Annotated in this window: 22 protein-coding genes; 14 read left to right on the top strand and 8 right to left on the bottom strand. The window is 74.4% G+C overall.

The window, feature by feature from the left end; translation table 11 throughout:
* Positions 1-2: 2 nt before the first annotated feature.
* The gene (locus KBX37_RS18010; protein ID WP_210777112.1) at positions 3-776 is read right to left on the bottom strand and encodes a hypothetical protein; all 774 of its coding nucleotides are present in this window, start codon (positions 774-776) and stop codon (positions 3-5) included.
* 112 nt (positions 777-888) lie between these two features.
* Here KBX37_RS18010 and KBX37_RS18005 point away from each other — a divergent pair, with 112 nt between their 5' ends.
* Positions 889-2,415: an alpha/beta fold hydrolase gene (locus KBX37_RS18005; protein WP_210777111.1), complete on the top strand. Its 1,527-nt coding sequence runs from the start codon at positions 889-891 to the stop codon at positions 2,413-2,415.
* Between the two features lie 162 nt (positions 2,416-2,577).
* On the opposite strand, the gene KBX37_RS18000 is transcribed toward KBX37_RS18005, so the two are convergent.
* Complete coding sequence (locus tag KBX37_RS18000; RefSeq protein WP_210777110.1) at positions 2,578-3,060, bottom strand: DUF6232 family protein; 483 nt, start codon at positions 3,058-3,060, stop codon at positions 2,578-2,580.
* A 552-nt stretch (positions 3,061-3,612) separates the two neighbouring features.
* Between KBX37_RS18000 and KBX37_RS17995 the strand changes: the two genes are divergently transcribed.
* Complete coding sequence (locus tag KBX37_RS17995; protein WP_210777109.1) at positions 3,613-4,014, top strand: nuclear transport factor 2 family protein; 402 nt, start codon at positions 3,613-3,615, stop codon at positions 4,012-4,014.
* On the opposite strand, the gene KBX37_RS17990 is transcribed toward KBX37_RS17995, so the two are convergent.
* Positions 3,960-4,481 (bottom strand): DUF6232 family protein, encoded by a 522-nt coding sequence (locus KBX37_RS17990; protein WP_210777108.1) that lies wholly within the window; start codon positions 4,479-4,481, stop codon positions 3,960-3,962. The genes KBX37_RS17995 and KBX37_RS17990 overlap by 55 nt on opposite strands.
* A gap of 97 nt (positions 4,482-4,578) precedes the next feature.
* Here KBX37_RS17990 and KBX37_RS17985 point away from each other — a divergent pair, with 97 nt between their 5' ends.
* From KBX37_RS17985 to KBX37_RS17970, 4 genes are all read left to right on the top strand, one after another.
* Positions 4,579-5,352 carry an enoyl-CoA hydratase-related protein gene (locus tag KBX37_RS17985; RefSeq protein WP_210777107.1) on the top strand — a complete coding sequence of 258 codons (774 nt, stop codon included), beginning with the start codon at positions 4,579-4,581 and terminating at the stop codon, positions 5,350-5,352.
* Between the two features lie 123 nt (positions 5,353-5,475).
* Positions 5,476-7,098, top strand: a complete 1,623-nt coding sequence (locus KBX37_RS17980) for an acetolactate synthase (RefSeq protein ID WP_210777106.1) — start codon at positions 5,476-5,478, stop codon at positions 7,096-7,098.
* A gap of 149 nt (positions 7,099-7,247) precedes the next feature.
* On the top strand, positions 7,248-8,219 hold the full coding sequence (locus KBX37_RS17975) for an ATP-binding cassette domain-containing protein (RefSeq protein ID WP_210777105.1): 972 nt from the start codon (positions 7,248-7,250) through the stop codon (positions 8,217-8,219).
* Positions 8,216-9,028 (top strand): ABC transporter permease, encoded by an 813-nt coding sequence (locus KBX37_RS17970; protein WP_210777104.1) that lies wholly within the window; start codon positions 8,216-8,218, stop codon positions 9,026-9,028. Before KBX37_RS17975 ends, KBX37_RS17970 begins: the two co-directional genes overlap by 4 nt.
* 124 nt (positions 9,029-9,152) lie before the next feature.
* Here KBX37_RS17970 and KBX37_RS17965 read toward each other — a convergent pair whose 3' ends face one another.
* Genes KBX37_RS17965 through KBX37_RS17955 form a run of 3 tightly spaced genes read right to left on the bottom strand, consistent with a single transcriptional unit; the run spans position 9,153 to position 10,309 of the window.
* Positions 9,153-9,563 carry a PLD nuclease N-terminal domain-containing protein gene (locus KBX37_RS17965; protein WP_210777103.1) on the bottom strand — a complete coding sequence of 137 codons (411 nt, stop codon included), beginning with the start codon at positions 9,561-9,563 and terminating at the stop codon, positions 9,153-9,155.
* A gap of 27 nt (positions 9,564-9,590) precedes the next feature.
* Positions 9,591-9,890, bottom strand: a complete 300-nt coding sequence (locus tag KBX37_RS17960) for a DUF202 domain-containing protein (protein ID WP_210777102.1) — start codon at positions 9,888-9,890, stop codon at positions 9,591-9,593.
* Positions 9,887-10,309 (bottom strand): DUF202 domain-containing protein, encoded by a 423-nt coding sequence (locus KBX37_RS17955; protein WP_247658346.1) that lies wholly within the window; start codon positions 10,307-10,309, stop codon positions 9,887-9,889. The genes KBX37_RS17960 and KBX37_RS17955 overlap by 4 nt, the downstream gene beginning before the upstream one ends.
* 11 nt (positions 10,310-10,320) lie before the next feature.
* Between KBX37_RS17955 and KBX37_RS17950 the strand changes: the two genes are divergently transcribed.
* On the top strand, positions 10,321-11,118 hold the full coding sequence (locus KBX37_RS17950) for a GNAT family N-acetyltransferase (protein WP_210777100.1): 798 nt from the start codon (positions 10,321-10,323) through the stop codon (positions 11,116-11,118).
* Positions 11,119-11,120: 2 nt separating this feature from the next.
* Entirely contained in the window at positions 11,121-11,528 is a 408-nt protein-coding gene (locus tag KBX37_RS17945) for a hypothetical protein (protein ID WP_210777099.1), read from the top strand.
* 3 nt (positions 11,529-11,531) lie between these two features.
* Here the strand turns inward: KBX37_RS17945 and KBX37_RS17940 are convergent, their stop codons facing one another.
* Positions 11,532-11,738, bottom strand: a complete 207-nt coding sequence (locus KBX37_RS17940; protein WP_210777098.1) for a hypothetical protein — start codon at positions 11,736-11,738, stop codon at positions 11,532-11,534.
* 218 nt (positions 11,739-11,956) lie between these two features.
* Here KBX37_RS17940 and KBX37_RS17935 point away from each other — a divergent pair, with 218 nt between their 5' ends.
* Both KBX37_RS17935 and KBX37_RS17930 read left to right on the top strand, forming a co-directional pair.
* On the top strand, positions 11,957-12,736 hold the full coding sequence (locus tag KBX37_RS17935; RefSeq protein ID WP_154943305.1) for an electron transfer flavoprotein subunit beta/FixA family protein: 780 nt from the start codon (positions 11,957-11,959) through the stop codon (positions 12,734-12,736).
* Between the two features lie 11 nt (positions 12,737-12,747).
* A complete protein-coding gene (locus tag KBX37_RS17930; RefSeq protein WP_088963606.1) occupies positions 12,748-13,707 on the top strand; it encodes an electron transfer flavoprotein subunit alpha/FixB family protein in 960 nt (319 codons plus the stop codon).
* A 170-nt stretch (positions 13,708-13,877) separates the two neighbouring features.
* Here the strand turns inward: KBX37_RS17930 and KBX37_RS17925 are convergent, their stop codons facing one another.
* Positions 13,878-14,303: an anti-sigma factor gene (locus KBX37_RS17925; protein WP_374103783.1), complete on the bottom strand. Its 426-nt coding sequence runs from the start codon at positions 14,301-14,303 to the stop codon at positions 13,878-13,880.
* A gap of 392 nt (positions 14,304-14,695) precedes the next feature.
* On the opposite strand from KBX37_RS17925, the gene KBX37_RS17920 reads away from it, so the two are divergent.
* The 4 genes from KBX37_RS17920 (at position 14,696) to mnmA (ending at position 18,807) form a co-directional block, all read left to right on the top strand.
* On the top strand, positions 14,696-15,526 hold the full coding sequence (locus tag KBX37_RS17920) for a DUF4397 domain-containing protein (protein ID WP_210777096.1): 831 nt from the start codon (positions 14,696-14,698) through the stop codon (positions 15,524-15,526).
* Complete coding sequence (locus KBX37_RS17915; protein WP_210777095.1) at positions 15,523-16,185, top strand: class F sortase; 663 nt, start codon at positions 15,523-15,525, stop codon at positions 16,183-16,185. The genes KBX37_RS17920 and KBX37_RS17915 overlap by 4 nt, the downstream gene beginning before the upstream one ends.
* A gap of 196 nt (positions 16,186-16,381) precedes the next feature.
* A complete protein-coding gene (locus KBX37_RS17910) occupies positions 16,382-17,557 on the top strand; it encodes a cysteine desulfurase family protein (RefSeq protein ID WP_210777094.1) in 1,176 nt (391 codons plus the stop codon).
* A 176-nt stretch (positions 17,558-17,733) separates the two neighbouring features.
* On the top strand, positions 17,734-18,807 hold the full coding sequence (gene mnmA, locus KBX37_RS17905; protein WP_210777093.1) for a tRNA 2-thiouridine(34) synthase MnmA: 1,074 nt from the start codon (positions 17,734-17,736) through the stop codon (positions 18,805-18,807).
* The last annotated feature ends 11 nt before the right edge of the window (positions 18,808-18,818 follow it).

Here is an 18,818-nt window from a genome sequence, read left to right as displayed (position 1 = left end):
CGTCAGTCGGTCGGGTCGTCGTCGGTGAGGCGCTCGCCCCGGCGCCGCAGCATGCCGAGGCCGGGGATGCCGGCGACGGCGAGCTTGAGGTCGCGGGTGACGTCGAGCAGGTCGTGCAGGTCCGGGCCGACCCGGTCCAGGGTGGCCAGGATCGGCAGGATGTCGGCGGTCAGGTGCTCCTTGAGCTTGGGCAGCTCGTCCACCAGCCGGATCGCCGCGGTCACCTCCTCGTGGCTGAGCTGCTCGATGAAGCGGGTCGCCATCGGCGCGGCCCGGCGCAGCGCCGGCTCGTACGCGGCCATCAGCCCGGTCGCGGTCGCGGTGGCCTGCTCGGCGGCGACGATGGTGCCGGCGGCCCGGCCGGCGACGGCGTCCGCCTCAACGACCACCGTGCCGGCCGCCCGGGCCACCCGCTCGGCCTCCCCGACCACCACGGCCGCCGCGCCGGACACCTGCTCGGCCTCGCCGACCACCACGGCGGCCGCCGCGGCGACCTCGGTGGCGGTCTCGATCGCGGTGGTCGCCGCCGCGCTGATCACCGCGACCTCGCGGACCGCCGCCTCGGCGTCGGTGAGCACCCGGTCGGCCCGGTCCAGGGTGCCCTCGATCCGGTCCACCACCCCGTTGATCCGGGCCAGCAGCGCCTCCACGCCGTCGAGCACCGCGAACGCGCGGGCCGGCACGGCGGCGAACGAGGCGGCCGAGCCGAACGCCTGGTCGAGGGCGGAGCGGGTGAGGCCGACGACCGCGGTCGGCCGGGGGAGGGGGATAGCCATGTGACCAGTGTGCGTCGGCCCGGCCACCCGCGCCCGACGGCGCGGTCCCGGTCACTGCCCGGCCGGGCGTCGCGGGCACCGGCCCGCCCGCCCGGGCGATAGGGTGCCCGGCATGTCGGTCCGCCCCTTCGGCGCCACGCCGGCCGCCCGCCGGGTCGCGGTCCTCGTGGTCCTCGCGGTCCTCGCCGCGCTCGCCCTGGCGTTCGGCGGGTACGGGCTGGCCCGGGCCGACGCGGGGCTGAGCACCCGACGGGCGACCGTCGACGGGGTGCCGCTGACCGAGGTGCGGGCCACCGGCGTGGCGGGCCGCCGACCCGGCGTGGTGATCGCCCACGGGTTCGCCGGCTCGGCCCGGCTGATGCGCCCGATCGCCGACACGGTGGCCCGGCAGGGCGCGGTCGCGATGCTGGTCGACGTCGCCGGGCACGGAGCCAACCCGGCCCGGCTGCCCGGCGCCGGGCGGGACGCCGCCGACTCCCGCGCCATCCTGGAGCGCGACCTGTCCGTCGCCGTCGCGTACCTGCGTACCCGGCCGGACGTCGACCCGGCGCGGATCGTCCTGGTCGGACACTCGATGGGCGCCGGCGCGGTCACCCGCTACGCCGCCGGCCACCCGGACATCGCCCGCACCGTCGCCATCTCGCTGCCCGACTCCGACGACCTGCCCGACGACCTGCCCGACGGCCGGCCGGACGGGCTGCTGCTGATCGTCGGCGGCGCGGAGTTCCCCGCCTTCCGCGACACCGCCGAGGCGACGTCCCGCCGGGGCGTCGGGCGGCGGCTGGTCGTCGTACCCGGCGTCGAGCACATCTCGGTGCTCTTCGCCGGTCGTACCCATGACGAGGTCGCGGCGTGGGTGGGTGGCGGCGCAGACCCGCCGCGACCCCTCGCGCGGCTGGCGCCGGCCGGGTTGCTGCTGCTCGGGTTCGGGCTCGGCTTCGTCCCGCTGGCGACCCTGCTGCTCGGCCGCCGGCCCCGGCCGTCCCGGCCGGCCGCCCCGACCCCCGCGGTGCTGGCGGTGGCGGCGTCCGCCGCCGGCCTGGGTGCGCTGGTCGGCGCGCTGGCGCCGACCACCCGGCTCCCGCTCGCGGTCGGCGGTCACGTCACCGGTTTCCTGCTGGTGACCGGCGTGCTGCGGGCCGCCGCCGCGCGGTGGTGGCCGCTGCCCGCCGCCACCTCGACCCCGGTCCCGGCGACCGCGCCGGTCGCCCGCCGCGCGCCGGTGCGGTCCGCGCTCGCCGCCGTCCTGCTCACCGGGTACGCGGTGACCGCCGTCGCCGTGCCGATCCACCTCGGGTTCACCTCGGCGCTGCCGGTGGGCGACCGGTGGTGGCTGTTGCCCGTCGTGGCCGCCGCCTGCCTGGTCTTCCTCACCGGCGCGGAGCTGGCGACGGCCGGGCGGAGCTGGCGGTACGCGGCCGTCGGCGGGATCGCCGTGCTGGCCCTGACCGCCTCGGCCGTGGTGGGGCTGGCGCCCGGGTTCGTGCTACTGGTGGTGCCGCTCTTCGCGGTGCTGGTCGGCTGGCAGGCGGCCTGGGCGGCGGTGCTGCGCCGGGCCGGCCCGCCCCGGTGGCTGCCGGCCCTGGTCGGTGCGGCGCTGCTGGCCTGGCCGATGGCCACCACCCTGCCGCTGAGTTGAGGTCGTCGGTACGTGATCCGGCCCGTGCCGGCAAGGGCTCAGCGCACGCCGGTGAGACCGCCGGTCGTCATGGCCGGGTGCGCGCCACCCGCAGTGCCCACCAGATCAGCGGCGCCTGCAACGGCAGCCGGCCGTAGGCGGCAGCCGCGCCACGACGGGTGGTCATCGGTGCTCTCCCTGCTGCTCGACGGCGCGCTGCACGGCCCGGTAGATCTGCCCGAACCGTAACGCGTCCGGGGTGCGCACCAGCATCACCTCCTGCCCGTGGTGCTGCACCCACAGCTCGTGCACCCGGTTGCCACGCTCGTAGGAGCGGTCCAGCCAGCTCAGCGGCAGCTCCAGGAACGGGGTCAGGGCCAGCGCGCCGACCGCGCAACCGGCGAGGATGACCAGCGCCAGCTTCCAGTTGCCCCGGTCCTGCGCCGACCAGGCCAGCGAGACCACGCAGACCAGTGCCACCAGTGGTGGCAGCGAGAGCAGCAGCACGAGTACGCCCCGGCCCAGCACCCGCCCCCGGACGGCCAGCGTCGTCGCCCCCCGCGCGTGCCAGACGTACGTCACGTCGGCGATCCGGATCGCGTGCCCGCCGGCCCGGATCGACTCCGAGGTCACCTGGACGGTGTCGTCCCGGTAATAGAGGGTCATCACTAGACCCTAACCATCCGTGGACAGGACCCGCCCCCGTCGCTCCGGCAGCCGGTCGGCCCTCCGGTCCGCGCGTCCGCCCGGGGTCCGGGGTGCGCTGCTGGACGCTGTGGAGCTGATGTCGTCAACGACTCACCCGTGCGTGGGTGTCGAGCCGTGCCTGCGCGGTGGCGAGTCCCGCCTTCGTGCAGTGCACGACGGGTGGCTCGACGTCGACGAGTGGAACGCCTTGGGTGTCAAAGGGCGTCGGTGACACCCATGGGGTTCCACCGGTGCCCCGGACCGGTGGCACAGGGGGAGTGGGCGGCGAGACTCGGGGACGGTTCACGGTCGAACGCCACTGCGGCTGAGTCGTCTACGACATCAGCTCTACAGCGTCCGGGGACCACGTGCTGCCGCCGCAGATCCCGGCACTGGGCCGTCGGCGCGGACCACCGCCACCGGCGCAGATCCCGCCACCGGGCTCGCCGGCCGGGCGCGCGGACCCGGGGGAAAAGACGGCGTCGTGGCGGGACGGCGGAGGATGGCCGTGGCGGCGTAGCGTGCGGGCGCATGGCCGACAGTGAACGCAACGTCGAGGTGGTCCGCCGGTACCTGCGGACGTTCGTCACCCGCGACCTGAGCGAGCTGCGGGCGGTGGTCGCCGAGGACGTGGAGATCTACGGGTCCGGCCGAGCCGTCCGGGGCCGGCACTTCGTCGAGGGGGCCGTCGCCGCGCCGGGGCTGACCGTGCTCGACCAGGAGATCCGGGAGCTTTTCGCGGCGGGCGACCGGGTGGTCGTCTCGATGGCGCAGACCTACCGGCGGGACGCCACCGGCGCTACGGCCGTGCAGGGCGCCTGCAAGATGTACCGGCTGGCCGGCGGCCGGATCGTGCAGTTCTGGGGCGAGCAGGACCTCTACGGACTGCTGCGGGGGCTGGAGATGGTGCCCGACGGGCCGATCGAGTTCTGAGTGCCGGGCATCGGGCGGCGGCTCTCCATCGCCCGCTGCACCGCCCGGTAGACCTGGCCGAAGCGCAGCGCGTCACCGGTGCGCAGCAGCAGCACCGGCCGGCCCCGCCAGCGGGCCCACATCTCCCACTGCCGACTGCCCCGGGCGTACGAGCGGTCGAGGTGTTCGAAGAGGAAGTCGGCGAGCGGACCGACGGCGAGCCCGACCAGCACCGAGGCGCCCACGATGGCGACGGTGACGGTGAGCGAGCGGTGAAGCCAGACGGCCAGCGCCACGCCCAGCACGGCGGCGACCAGGGGGCCGGCCAGGGCCGCGCCCAGGGCGCCGCGCCCGGCGAGCACCCGCCACGAACGGCTGCCCCGCTGGTGCCAGACCATGCCGATCTCGGCGAGCGGGAAGGTCCGCCCGTCCACCCGGATCGCGGTGGAGGTGACCTGCACCGACCTGTCGTCGTAGTACGTGATCATGGCGGTACTCCCGGTGGCGGGGCTGACACCAGCCTACGTACCCCAACGACCGGGCCGTAAGGTTGGCACGCTACTTCGACGAGGAAGTGAGGGCAGCGTGAGCGAGTTCGTGCGGCTGGAGACCAGGGACGGCATCGGCACCATCCGGCTGGAGCGGCCGCCGATGAACGCGCTCAACACCCAGGTGCAGGAGGAGTTGCGCGCCGCGGCCGCGGCGGCCACCGCCGACGCCGGCGTCCGCGCCGTCATCGTGTACGGCGGGGAGAAGGTCTTCGCCGCCGGCGCGGACATCAAGGAGATGGCCGACATGTCCTACGTGGACATGGCGGAGCGCGCGGCGGACCTGTCCAGCGCCCTCGGCGCGATCGCCCGGATCCCCAAGCCGGTGGTCGCCGCGATCACCGGGTACGCCCTCGGCGGCGGCTGCGAGCTGGCCCTGGCCTGCGACTGGCGGGTGGTGGCCGAGGACGCCAAGCTCGGCCAGCCGGAGATCAAGCTCGGCATCATTCCCGGCGCCGGCGGCACCCAGCGGCTGGCCCGCCTGGTCGGCCCGGCCCGCGCCAAGGACCTGATCATGTCCGGCCGGATGGTGGACGCCCAGGAGGCGCTGCGGATCGGCCTGGCCGATCGGGTCGCCCCGGCCGCGCAGGTCTACGACACGGCCGTCGAGCTGGTGACGCCGTACCTGACCGGCCCGGTGCAGGCGCTGCGCGCGGCGAAGCTCGCCGTCGACGGCGGCCTGGACATGGACCTCAACTCCGGTCTGGCCTGGGAGAGCCAGCTCTTCGCGGCGCTCTTCGCCACCGACGACCGGCGCGAGGGCATGGCCGCCTTCGTGGCGAAGCGCAAGCCGGACTTCACCGGCCGCTGACCGTCGGCCCGGGTCGGCGACCCCGCGGGCGGTCGCCGGCCCGCCAGGTGAACCGAGAAGTGTTCACATCCTCCGTACCGGCCAGTAGCGTGTGACACCGGTCATGTGACGAGGGGAGCGGCGATGACGGAACGGGTCGAGGGCCACGGCGGGGAGCTCGCGCTGGCGGCGCTGCGCGCCAACGGCGTACGGGAGATGTTCACCCTCTCCGGCGGGCACGTCTTCCCGCTCTACGACGCCGCCCACAAGCACGGGTTCCCGATCTACGACGTGCGGCACGAGCAGTCGGCGGTCTTCGCCGCCGAGGCGGTGGCCAAGCTCAACCGCCGTCCCGGGCTGGCCGTGCTCACCGCCGGCCCCGGCGTCACCAACGGCGTCTCCGGCCTGACCAGCGCGTTCTTCAACGCCTCGCCGGTGCTGGTGCTGGGCGGACGGGCGCCGCAGTTCCGCTGGGGCTCGGGCAGCCTCCAGGAGATGGACCACCTGCCGCTGGTCGCCCCGGTCACCAAGCACGCCGAGACGGTGTTCAGCACCGACGACATCCCGCGCGCCGTCACCGCCGCCCTGACCAGCGCGCTCACCCCGCACCGGGGCCCGGCCTTCCTGGACTTCCCGCTGGAGGCGGTCTTCAGCGTCGGTGACGCCGAGCTGCCCGCGCCGGTCGCCGTCGCGCCGGTCGAGCCGGACCCCGACGAGGTGGCCCGCGCCGGCCGGCTGATCGCGGGCGCGCAGCGCCCGGTGTTCATCGCCGGCTCCGACGTGTACGCCGGCGACGCGGTCGCCGCCCTCCGCGAGGCCGCCGAGGCGCTCGGGGTGCCGGTCTTCACCAACGGCATGGGGCGCGGGGCGCTGCCGCCGGAGCACCCGCTCGCCTTCGCCAAGGCCCGCCGGGTCGCCCTGAAGGGCGCCGACGTGGTCGTCGTCATCGGCACCCCGCTGGACTTCCGGCTCAGCTTCGGCGACTTCGGCGACGCGGCGGTGGTGCACATCGTCGACGCCCCCAGCCAGCGGGCCGGGCACGTCCGGCCCGCCGCCAGCCCCGCCGGCGACCTGCGGCTGATCCTCTCCGCGCTGGCCGGGCAGAGCGGCGACCGGGTCGACCACGCCGACTGGATCGCCCAGCTGCGCACCGCCGAGGACGCCGCGAGGGCCCGCGACGCCGAGGAGATGGCCGCCGACATCGACCCGATCCGGCCGGCCCGGGTCTACGGCGAGCTGCGCCGGGTGCTCGCCCCCGACGCGATCACCATCGGCGACGGCGGCGACTTCGTCTCGTACGCCGGCCGCTATCTGGAGCCGGCCCAGCCGGGCACCTGGCTCGACCCCGGCCCGTACGGGTGCCTGGGCACCGGCATGGGCTACGCGATGGGCGCCCGGGTCAGCCACCCGGACCGGCAGATTTGCGTGCTGATGGGCGACGGCGCCGCCGGCTTCTCGCTGATGGACGTGGAGTCCCTGGTCCGGCAGCGGCTGCCGGTGGTCATCGTGGTCGGCAACAACGGCATCTGGGGGCTGGAGAAGCACCCGATGCGGGCCATGTACGGCTACGACGTCGCCGCCGACCTCCAGCCGGAGCTGCGCTACGACAAGGTGGTCGAGGCGCTCGGCGGGGCCGGCGAGACGGTGGCCAAGGCGGCCGACCTCGGGCCGGCCCTGGCCCGCGCCTTCGACGCCGGGGTGCCGTACCTGGTCAACGTGCTCACCGACCCGACTGACGCGTACCCGCGCTCGTCGAACCTGGCCTGACCACGACGCCGCGACCGCCGCAGCCGGGTGACCGGCGGCGGCGGTCGCGTTCTGTCAGCAGCTAAATCAGCGGAATGTGAGCGGCCGTCGCCGTAACGTCAGACCCCTCGCGCATCGTTGGGCGACCAGCGATAACGATCGGAGTTCTGATGACATACGCGATCCGCGCCGAGGGGCTGGTGCGCCGCTTCGGCGCCACCACCGCCCTCGCCGGGGTCGACCTGGAGGTTCCCACGGGGACGGTATTCGGGTTGCTCGGCCCCAACGGCGCCGGAAAGACCACCGCGGTACGGGTGCTCGCCACCCTGCTCGCCCCGGACGAGGGGCACGCCACGGTCGGCGGGTACGACGTCGGCCGCGACGCCCACCGGGTGCGCCAGCTGATCGGTCTGACCGGCCAGTACGCCTCGGTCGACGAGACCCTGACCGGCACCGAGAACCTGCTGCTCATCGGCCGGCTCCTCGGGCTCGGCCGGGCCCAGGCGCGGGCCCGCGCCGCGGAGCTGCTCGCCGACTTCCAGCTCACCGACGCCGCCGGCCGGGCGGCCAAGACCTACTCCGGTGGCATGCGCCGCCGGCTGGACCTGGCGGCCAGCCTGGTCGGGCGGCCGCAGGTGCTCTTCCTCGACGAGCCGACCACCGGGCTGGACCCGCGCAGCCGCAACGAGCTGTGGGACATCGTGCGCACCCTGGTCGCCGACGGGGTGACCGTGCTGCTCACCACGCAGTACCTGGAGGAGGCCGACCAGCTCGCCGGGCAGATCGCGGTGGTCGACCACGGGCGGGTGATCGCCCAGGGCACCCCCGAGGAGCTGAAGGCGAAGACCGGCGGGCAGGTGCTCACCGTGCGCCCGGTCGACCCGGCCGACCTGCCGACCGTGCGGGCCATCGCCGGCGAGGTGGCCCGGGCGACGCCGGAGGTCGCCCAGACCACCGTCACCGTGCCGGTGAACGACCCGGACGTGCTGCCCGCGGTGGTCCGCCGGCTCGACGCCGCCGAGATCCAGGTGGCGGAGCTGGCCCTGCGCGGTTCCAGCCTGGACGAGGTCTTCCTCTCCCTCACTGGCCACCGGGCCGAGCAGGACGCCTCCGCCGACCTACTCGAAGGGACCCCGGCATGACCGCCGTCACCGCGCCCGCGACCTCGCTCGCCCCGGCCCGCCGGCTCGGCGTCGGCGTCGGCCTGCGGCACACCCTCACCCTGGCCTGGCGCAGCCTGGTGCAGATCAAGCACAACCCGATGGAGCTGCTCGACCTGAGCATCCAGCCGGTGATGTTCGTACTGCTCTTCACCTACGTCTTCGGCACCGCCATCGCCGGCTCGTCCGGCGAGTACCTGACCTTCATGCTGCCCGGCATCATGGTGCAGAACGCGCTCTTCGCCACCATGACCACCGGGTTCGGGTTGAACAACGACCTGACCAAGGGGGTCTTCGACCGGCTCCGGGCACTGCCGATCGCCCGCTGGGCGCCGCTGGCCGGCCGGATCCTCGCCGACACGGTCAAGCAGGCCTGGTCGATCGCGTTGCTGCTCGGCGTCGGGATGATCCTCGGCTTCCGGGTCGGCAACGGTGCCCTCGGCGTGCTGGCCGCGTTCGCCCTGCTGCTGGCGTTCACGCTGGCCGCGTCGTGGATCTCGGTGCTGGTCGGGGTGCTGGTCAGCGAGCCGGAGAAGGTGCAGATCTTCGGCTTCATGGTGATCTTCCCGCTCACCTTCACCAGCAACATCTTCGTGCCCACCGACCGGATGCCCGGCTGGTTGCAGAACTGGGTCGAGGTCAACCCGGTCACCGTCGTCGCCGACGCGCTGCGGGGGCTGCTGGTCAGCGGCCCGGTGGCCGGCCCGGTGCTGCAGACCCTGCTCTGGGGCGCCGGCATCGCGGTGCTCTTCGCGCCGCTGTCGCTGCGCGCCCTCAAGCGTCGGGTGTGACCCGGACGGCCTCGCCGGCCGTCCCCGCCACGCCCCGGCGAAGGGCTTTCGCACGGAGTGCGGCGCGGGCCGCGTCCGGGCCGCTGCGGGCGGCCGGCACCGCAGGTGCGTGAGGGGGATTCGCCTAGACCTCTGGGCGGTCCTCCTCGCGCGGCGGGTCGCCCTCGCGGTGGCGCAGGTCGTCCTCGCGCCGGCGCAGGTCCTCCTCCCAGCGGCGGAACAGCTCCTCGTCGTTGCGACGGGAGCGTTCGGCGATGGAGTCGAGAAACTCCGGGTCGTCGTCGGGCGCGACCGGTCGGCGCCGGTCCCGTCCGGTGGGGGCGGGGCCGGCCGGGCCGGGCCGGGCGGGGGTGGCCTTGCGGCCGGCGAGGAACCAGGCGATCGAGCCGACCAGCGGGAAGAACAGGATGATCAGCACCCACGCGATGCGGGGCAGCGCGCGGATGTCCCCCTCGTCGGCGGAGAGGCAGCTGATCAGGGCGCAGACGGCCAGGACGATCTGGACCGCGAAGAGCAGGAGAGACAACCGGGCCATGCCCCCATGATGGCGCACCGCGGCCCGTCACCACATCCCGCGTAGGACCAGCGCCACGGCGAGCAGCGCCAGCACGGCGGTGGCCAGGGCGACCGCGGGCAGGGCCGGCGAGCCGACCCGGATCGGCCCGCTGCCCGCGGCCCGGCGCCAGCAGGCCACCAGCGTCCCGGCCCAGACCAGCACCACGGCTGCGGCGAGCAGCGCGCCGGGCACGTCCCCGGTGAGGGCGAGCCGGACCGCCAGCACGGCCACCACGGTGAGTGCCAGGGCGGTGCGCCGCCAGGCCAGCCGGGTGCGCTCCGGTTGCCGCCCCGGGTCGCCGGTCACCGGCCGCCGACCGCCCGCGCCAGCACCGCGGCCACCAGCAGCAGCGCGCCCAGCCCGACGATCAGGGCGAGCGCGGCGGGGAATCGGGAGACTGGCAGCTCTTCGCCGAGCCGGATGGCCCGTTCGGTACGCGCCCAGTGGTCCACCGCTCGCACCGCCACGGTGCCGCCGAGCAGCAGCAGCGCGACCGCGATGGCCTCGCGCAGATGGCGCACCGGCGTCGCTGGCAGGAACTGGGCGGCGGCCAGCCCGCCGGCGATCAGCGCCAGCCCGGTGCGCAGCCAGGCCAGGAAGGTGCGTTCGTTGGCCAGCGAGAAGCGGTAGTCGGGGGCGGTGCCGACCGACCTGAGCTCCGACGGGTCGAACCACCGCCTGATCGCCTGCCACACGGCGCCGATTATCCGCTTTGTGCCGGGCATAGCCTGGACGGATGACCGATCTTGACCCCCACGCGTTGCGCGACAGCTACGACACACAGCTCCGCCCGGAGATCCCGGACCCGGTGCCGGCCGGGGTGACCGTCGAACGGGACGGCCCGCTGGTCCGGATCCTCGGCCTCGACCACGGCGGCTTCCTCACCTACCGGACGCTGGACGGGCTGGCCGGCGCGGAGTTGGACGCGCTGATCGCCCGGCAGGTCGAGCTGTTCCGGCAGCGGGGCGAGTCGGTGGAGTGGAAGTTGAACGCCCACGACGAGCCCGCCGACCTGGCCGACCGGCTGCGCGCCGCCGGGTTCGTGCCGGAGGACCGGGAGACCGTCCTGATCGGGCCGGTCGCGCCGCTGGCCGGCGCCATCCCGGTGCTGCCCGAGGGGGTGCGCCTGCGCGAGGTCACCTCGCGGGCGGACCTGGAGCGGATCGCCGCGATGGAGCAGGAGGTGTGGCAGGCCGACCGCAGCCACCTGGTGACCGGGCTGGAGAAGGAGATCGCCGCCGACCCGCAGTCGATCACCGTGGTGGTGGCCGAGGCGGGGGACCGGGTGGTCAGCGCCGGTTGGGTGCGGTACGTGGCGAACACCGGTTTCGCCGGCCTGTGGGGCGGCTCGACGTTGGAGCAGTGGCGGCACCGGGGCATCTACCGGGCGCTGGTGGCGTACCGGGCGCGCCTGGCGGACCAGCGGGGCAAGGCGTTGCTCCAGGTGGACGCCTCGGAGGACAGCCGGCCGATCCTTGAGCGGCTCGGCTTCGTACCGGTCACCACGACCACCCCGTACGTCTACACTCCGTGATGATGGAGCAGCGGCTGACGGACGACGAGCGGCTCACCCTCAAGACCGGCGCGTTCGGGGCGGTCTTCCTGGTGTCGAACGCCGATGCGGGCATGTTCGCCATGATCCGGGAGAGCATCGCCGCGTCCGGGGCGCTCGACGGCGCCAGCGGGGTGGTGAAGGAGGCGCTCACCACCGGGCCCCTGCCCAGGTTGCCCCGGGACTCCGCGCTGGAGGTCGAGTCCGTGGTGCTGCCCGCGCTCGGTCGGGCGGTCGACATCCTGCGGGAGAAGTCGCCGCAGGACCTGGCCGCGTACCGGGAGGTGGTGCTGGCGGCGGCCGACCGGGTGGCCCGGGCACACCGGGGGGTCGCACCGGCCGAGGCGGCCGTGATCGAACGGATCAGGGGAGCCCTCGCCGAGCCGGCGTGACCGCTATCCCTTCGCCGGGGGCGGCCCGCCCGCCGGGTCGCCGCCGGGCGCGGTCCAGACGGTGTGCACGGTGTCGCGGACGCAGAGGTCACGGACCCGGCCGCACGCGCACCGGTACGCCTCCGGCGCCGCCGGGCGGCCGCAGCGCTCCGGTGCGCGGTCGCCGCCGGCCGTCGCGCCGGCCGGACGCGCCACACCCTGTCCTGACATGTCGTGACACCTCCCAGTTTGTGAGTCTAGCCGGGGCCGCGGCTCCGGTGAGCTGTGTCACTCTGAGTGCCCAGGAAGCCGAAGCTACTGACAGGTAACATTGCGCCGTGGGCAACTGCACAAGCGCCCGCGGTTGACCGGGCGTCAACGGACGCGCGAGGCTGCGCCCGTGACCGGGCGAGCGATCGCCACACCAACAGGAGGGTCGTCGAAACGCGATGAACATCGTCGTACTCGTCAAGCAGGTGCCCGATTCGGGCGCGGACCGCAACCTGCGTCCTGACGACAACACCGTCGACCGCGGTTCGGCGAACAACGTCATCAACGAGATGGACGAGTACGCCATCGAAGAGGCGTTGAAGATCAAGGAGGCGCACGGCGGCGAGGTCACCATCCTGACCATGGGTCCGGACCGGGCGACCGAGTCGATCCGCAAGGCGCTCTCCATGGGCCCGGACAAGGCCGTGCACGTGGTGGACGACGCCCTGCACGGGTCCTGCGCCGTGGCCACCTCGAAGGTGCTCGCCGCCGCCCTCGGTCAGCTCAACGCCGACCTGGTCATCTGCGGTGCCGAGTCCACCGACGGCCGGGTCCAGGTCATGCCGCACATGATCGCCGAGCGGCTGGGCGTCGCGGCGTTGACCGGCGCCCGCAAGCTCACCGTCGACGGCGCCACGCTGACCGTCGAGCGGCAGACCGAGGAGGGCTACGAGGTGGTCACCGCCTCGACCCCGGCCGTGGTCTCCGTCTGGGACACCATCAACGAGCCGCGCTACCCGTCCTTCAAGGGCATCATGGCCGCCAAGAAGAAGCCGGTGCAGACGCTCTCCCTGGGTGACCTCGGCGTCGCCCCGACCGAGGTGGGCTTCGACGGCGCGACCAGCGCCGTACTGGAGCACACCAAGCGCCCGCCGCGGTCCGGCGGCGCCAAGATCACCGACGAGGGCGAGGGCGGCGTCAAGCTGGTCGAGTTCCTCGCCACCGAGAAGTTCGTGTGAGAGGTCTGGACATGTCTGAGGTTCTCGTCGTCGTCGAAGCCACCCGGGAATTCGGCGTCAAGAAGGTCACCCTGGAGATGCTCACCCTCGCCCGCGAGCTGGGCACCCCGAGCGCGGTGGTGCTCGGTGGCGCCGGCGCCGCCGAGGCGCTGAGCGCCAAGCTGGGCGAGTACGGCGCGGAGAAGATCTACGCCGCCGAGAGCGAGGAGATCGACGGCTACCTGGTGGCCCCGAAGGCCACCGTGCTGGCCGAGCTGGTCAAGCGGGTGCAGCCGGCCGCCGTGCTGCTCGCCTCCGCGCAGGAGGGCAAGGAGATCGCCGCCCGCCTCGCCGTCAAGCTCGACAACGGCATCCTGACCGACGTGGTCGGCCTGGCCGCCGACGGCACCGCGACCCAGGTCGCCTTCGCCGGCTCCACCATCGTCAAGTCCAAGGTCACCAAGGGCCTGCCGCTGGTCACCGTCCGGCCCAACTCGGTCAACCCGACCCCGGCGCCGGCCACCCCGGCCGTCGAGCAGCTCACGGTGGCGGTCACCGACACGGACAAGCTGGCCAAGGTCGTCGACCGGGTCGCCGAGCAGAAGGGCTCCCGCCCCGAGCTGACCGAGGCCGGCATCGTGGTCTCCGGTGGTCGTGGTGTCGGCAACGCCGACAACTTCAAGCTGGTCGAGGAGCTTGCCGACCTGCTCGGCGGCGCCGTCGGCGCGTCCCGCGCGGCGGTCGACTCCGGCTTCTACCCGCACCAGTTCCAGGTGGGCCAGACCGGCAAGACCGTCTCCCCGCAGCTCTACGTCGCGCTGGGCATCTCCGGCGCGATCCAGCACCGGGCCGGCATGCAGACCTCGAAGACGATCGTCGCCGTGAACAAGGACGGCGAGGCCCCGATCTTCGAGCTGGCCGACTTCGGCGTGGTGGGCGACCTGTTCAAGGTCGTGCCGCAGGCCGCCGAGGAGATCCGCAAGCGCAAGTGACGCCGCTCGGGGTGCCGCCAGCCGGCGCCCCGACGCGACGCACCTACAGAGAAAGAGTGGCCATCCTTCGCGGAATGGCCACTCTTTCTCTGTATCTGTATCTGTTCCCGTTCCCGTCGCAGTGGGAAGGGAGCTGATCGGCGGGCCGGGGAGCTGAGCCGGCCCGCCGATCAGCCCGTCAGGGTGCCCCTCAGCAAACTGTCGCCGGAGTGGGCGGGCTTGTTGTCGTACTGCTCGGCAGAGACGTCGACAACCGAGTATGCCTGAAGATCGACATTTGGTGGTAACGGGAGCAGCGCGTCCCCCGACGGATCGCGAAGCACACCCAACGAGAACATCTCCATGTTGGTCGGGTTGATCAGCCAGACCTCGTAATACCCCGGAACGTCCGGGAGATTCGCCACGTGCAGGTGCAGTCGGCCGTCGGTGAAGATCCGGGCGTCGCCGTTGGCGTCCTTCGGCGTCCTGCCGTACGCGGCCAGCGGCGCGCTGGCCAGGACGGCCTGCTGCGGCGCCCGATCCGACCCCCGGTCGGTGGCGTCCAGCACGGCGAGGGTGCCGACCACGCCGAGCAAGGCGGCGGCGGTGGCCGTCACCACGGTCGTCGCCCAGCGCGGCCAGCCCCGACGCCGGCCGGCGGGGCCCCGGCCCGGCACCGCAGGCGCAGGGCGGTCTCGTCGCCCGCGCGGAAGCGGTCCGCCAGGTCGTCCTGCGCCGGGGGGTCCGGCTCCTGTCGTACCGCCGTCACCGAACGGTTCGCCTTCCGTAGGGCATGCCCGACTGTAGCTCCCGCAGCCCTCGCCCCACTTTCCCGCTGCACCTGTGCCGAGTCATCTCACCTGCTCTTCGTTCCCGTGGCCGGTTCCGGATGCGGGGCGCGCCGAGGAAAAGAGTTCGAGTCCGGCTGCATCCGGCGGTCCGGACGGCGGCGTAACCCGTTCTGCACGCCAGTCCTGACGATTCAGTACCAAGCACCAGGAGGCAGACAATGCAGCTCTCGATCTTCCGTCGGGTCGCCGCGGGCGGCGCGGTCGCCACGCTGACGTTCGCCGGCGTCGGCGCCGTCACCATGAGCCCCGCCTACGCCGCCTCGTCCAAGGTCTCCGTCGTGCACGGGATCCCGGACACCCCGGTCGACGTGTACGTCAACGGCAAGAAGACGCTGGACAACTTCAAGCCCGGCGACGTGGCCGGCCCGCTGAGCCTGGCGGAGGGCGCGTACGACATCGCGCTGACCAAGCCGGGCGAGGCGATCGACAAGGCGATCCTCAGCGTCGACGACGCCGAGGTCCCGGGCGGGGCGAACATCAGCCTCGCCGCGCACCTCGACGCGGCCGGCAAGCCGAAGATCACCCCGTTCGTCAACGACACGTCGAAGGTGGACGCCGGCAAGGCCCGGCTGATCGTCCGGCACACCGCGGCCGCCCCGGCCGTCGACGTGCGGGCCGGTGGCACCCCGGTCTTCGAGGACCTGACCAACCCGAACGAGGCCAAGGGCGACGTCGACGCCGGCACGGTCAAGGCGGACGTGGTGCTCGCCGGCACCGACACCGTGGCGATCGGCCCGGCGGACCTGACCCTCAAGGGGGGCACCGCCACGGTCGTCTACGCGATCGGCTCGGCCGAGGCCAGGAACCTCGACCTGGTCGCCCAGAACATCACCGGGCTGCATTCGGCGCCGGGCGGCGTGCCCAGCGGCACCGGCGGCCGGGCCGGCACCGGCGTGGACACCTGGTGGTACGTGCTGGCCGACGCCGGCGCGCTGCTGCTGGTCGGCGGCGGGGCGCGGGTGGCCACCGCCCGGACCGGTCGCAGGTGACGGTGCGCCACCGCGCGGCGCTGGCGGCCATCGCCGCCGGCGCCGCCGCGCTCACCGTCGCCGCCCTGGTGGCGTGCGGCTCGCAGCCGGCCGAGGACGTCGGCGCCGACGAGGCGGTGGCCCTGGCCACCGCCACCCCCGGCCCGTCGGCCACCGCCGCCGGGACCTCGGTGCCGGTCACCTCGGGTGAGCTGCCCGCCGGCGGGGAGACCGTCCCGCCGGCGAAGCTGAGCATCCCGGGGATCGGCGTGACCGCCACCGTCGACCCGGTCGGCATCAACAAGCGCACCGATGAGTTCGAGGTGCCGCCGAGCGTCGACCGGATCGGCTGGTACCGCTACGGCCCGGGCCTGGAGGTCGAGGCGGGGTCGGTGGTGATCGCCGGGCACGTGGACAGCGCCGAGCAGGGCAAGGGGGCGTTCTTCCGGCTGCGCGAGCTGGACCGCGACGACGCCCTCACCGTCACCGGCGCCGACGGGAAGCAGCGGGCGTACCGGGTGGTCGCCCGCGAGGAGTACGCCAAGACGAAGATCCCCCTGGAGCGGTACTTCGCCCGGGACGGCAGACCGCGGCTGACGCTGATCACCTGCGGCGGCCCGTTCGACCCGAAGACCCGGCACTACCGGGACAACATCGTCGTCACGGCCGTACCGGCCTGAGCCGTGACACAGCCGGACCCGTCACCCGCCGGTCCGGCCGCCGGGTGGGGCTCTCGTCCGGCGCCCCACCCGGCCCGGACCGCGCCGGGCCGGCCCGCCGGGGTGGGGGAGGCCGCTCTCCCCGCCCCGGCGCCGGGCCCGGCCCCGGTGGTCCGGCGTCCGGCGGGACGGCTGCGGGCCGTTAGGCTGAACGGTGATGGCATACCTGGATCACGCGGCGACGACCCCGATGCTCGACGAGGCGTTGGAGGCGTACGTCGCCACCGCCCGCGAGGTCGGCAACGCGTCGTCGCTGCACGCGGCGGGCCGGCGCGCCCGGCGACGGGTGGAGGAGTCGCGGGAACGGGTCGCCGCCGCGCTGGGCGCCCGCCCCTCCGAGGTCGTCTTCACCGGCGGCGGCACGGAGAGCGACAACCTCGCCGTCAAGGGCGTCTTCTGGGCCCGCCGCGCCGCCGACCCGGGCCGGGTCCGGGTGGTTTCCAGCGCGGTCGAGCACCACGCCGTGCTCGACGCGGTGGACTGGCTGGCCGACCACGAGGACGCCGAGGTGGGCTGGCTGCCGGTGGACGCTGCCGGCCGGCTGGACCCGGACCGGCTCCGCGCCGAGCTGGACGCGCACGCCCACCGGGTCGCCCTGGTGACCGCGATGTGGGCCAACAACGAGGTCGGCACCGTCCAGCCGGTGGCCGAGCTGGCCGCGGTGGCCGCCGCGCACGGGGTGCCGTTCCACACCGACGCGATCCAGGCGGTCGGTCAGGTGCCGGTGGACTTCGCCGCCAGCGGCGTCTCGGCGCTCACCGTCACCGGGCACAAGCTCGGCGGCCCGACCGGGGTCGGTGCCCTGCTGCTGGCCCGCGACGTGCCGGCCACCCCGCTGCTGCACGGCGGCGGCCAGGAGCGCGACGTCCGCTCCGGCACGCTCGACACCGCCGGCATCGTGGCCTTCGCGGTCGCCGTCGAGGCCGCGGTGAAGGGCCAGCAGGAGTACGCCGTACGGGTGGCCGCGCTCCGCGACGACCTGGTCCGGCGGGTCCGCGAGGCGGTGCCCGAGGTGATCTTCAACGGCGACCCGACCGACCGGCTGCCCGGCAACGCGCACTTCTCCTTCCCCGGCTGCGAGGGCGACGCGCTGCTGCTCCTGCTCGACGCCCAGGGCATCGCCTGCTCCACCGGGTCGGCCTGCTCCGCCGGGGTGGCCCAGCCCTCGCACGTGCTGATCGCGATGGGCGCCGACGACGATCGGGCCCGCTCCTCGCTGCGCTTCACCCTCGGCCACACCAGCACCCCCGCCGATGTCGACGCCCTGATCGCCGCCCTCCCGGCGGCCGTCGACCGGGCCCGTCGCGCGGCCGCCCTGCGTACCCTCCGCTGAACCGGCGTCTCCCGCCCGGCCTCTCGCCGGCTGCCGCTGGTGATGCTTCGCCCGGTTCGTCCCGGCCGTCGGTGCCGGAACGCGCGGCTGGCGGTGACCGGCGGCGCAGCCGGGCGGCGGGGGTGGGGACGGCGGCGCGGGGGCGGATAGGGTCGAGGGATGAGGGAGGTGTCACGGTGAGGGTGCTGGCGGCGATGTCGGGCGGGGTGGACTCCGCCGTGGCGGCGGCGCGCGCCGTGGAGGCGGGGCACGACGTGACCGGGGTGCACCTGGCGCTGGCCCGCAACCCGCAGACCTACCGCACCGGGGCGCGCGGCTGCTGCACCCTGGAGGACTCCCGGGACGCGCGGCGGGCCGCCGACGTGATCGGCATCCCGTTCTACGTCTGGGACATGGCCGAGCGGTTCCACGCCGACGTGGTGGACGACTTCGTCGCCGAGTACGCGGCCGGCCGTACCCCGAATCCCTGCCTGCGCTGCAACGAGAAGATCAAGTTCGCGGCGGTGCTGGACCGGGCGGTGGCCCTGGGCTTCGACGCGGTGGTCACCGGCCACCACGCCCGGCTCGGCGCGGACGGCCTGCTGCGCCGCAGCGTCGACCTCGCCAAGGACCAGTCGTACGTGCTCGCCGTGCTGACCCGGGAGCAGCTCGACCGGTCCCTCTTCCCGCTCGGCGACTCCACCAAGGCGCAGGTCCGCGAGGAGGCGGCCCGGCGCGGGCTGGCGGTGGCCGACAAGCCGGACTCGCACGACATCTGCTTCATCGCCGACGGCGACACCCGCGGCTTCCTCGCCGGCCGGCTCGGCGAGGCGCCCGGCGACGTGGTCGACGCGCTCACCGGCACGGTGGTGGGCAGCCACACCGGCGCGTACGCCTACACCGTCGGGCAGCGGCGCGGCCTGCACCTGGACCGGCCCGCCCCGGACGGCCGCCCCCGCTACGTGCTCTCCATCACGCCGAAGACCAACACGGTGACCGTCGGCCCGGCCGAGGCGCTGGACGTCTCCCGGGTGCAAGCCACCCGTCCCGTCTGGACCGGCGGCGAGCGACCGACCGCACCCGTCGAGTGCGAGGTGCAGCTGCGCGCCCACGGCGACGTGGTCCCCGCCACCGTGGAGCTGGCCGACGACGGGCTCCGCGCCGAGCTGCGCCGCCCGGTACGCGGGGTGGCCGCCGGGCAGGCGATCGTCGCGTACCGGCCGGACCCGGCCGGGGACGTGGTGCTCGGCTCGGCCACCATCACCGGCTGACCGCCGCCGTC

The organism is Micromonospora sp. U56 (assembly GCF_018070095.1).
Classification (GTDB): domain Bacteria; phylum Actinomycetota; class Actinomycetes; order Mycobacteriales; family Micromonosporaceae; genus Micromonospora; species Micromonospora purpureochromogenes.
Note: the sequence above shows the minus strand (reverse complement) of the source record. Positions and strands in the feature narration are given on the sequence as shown.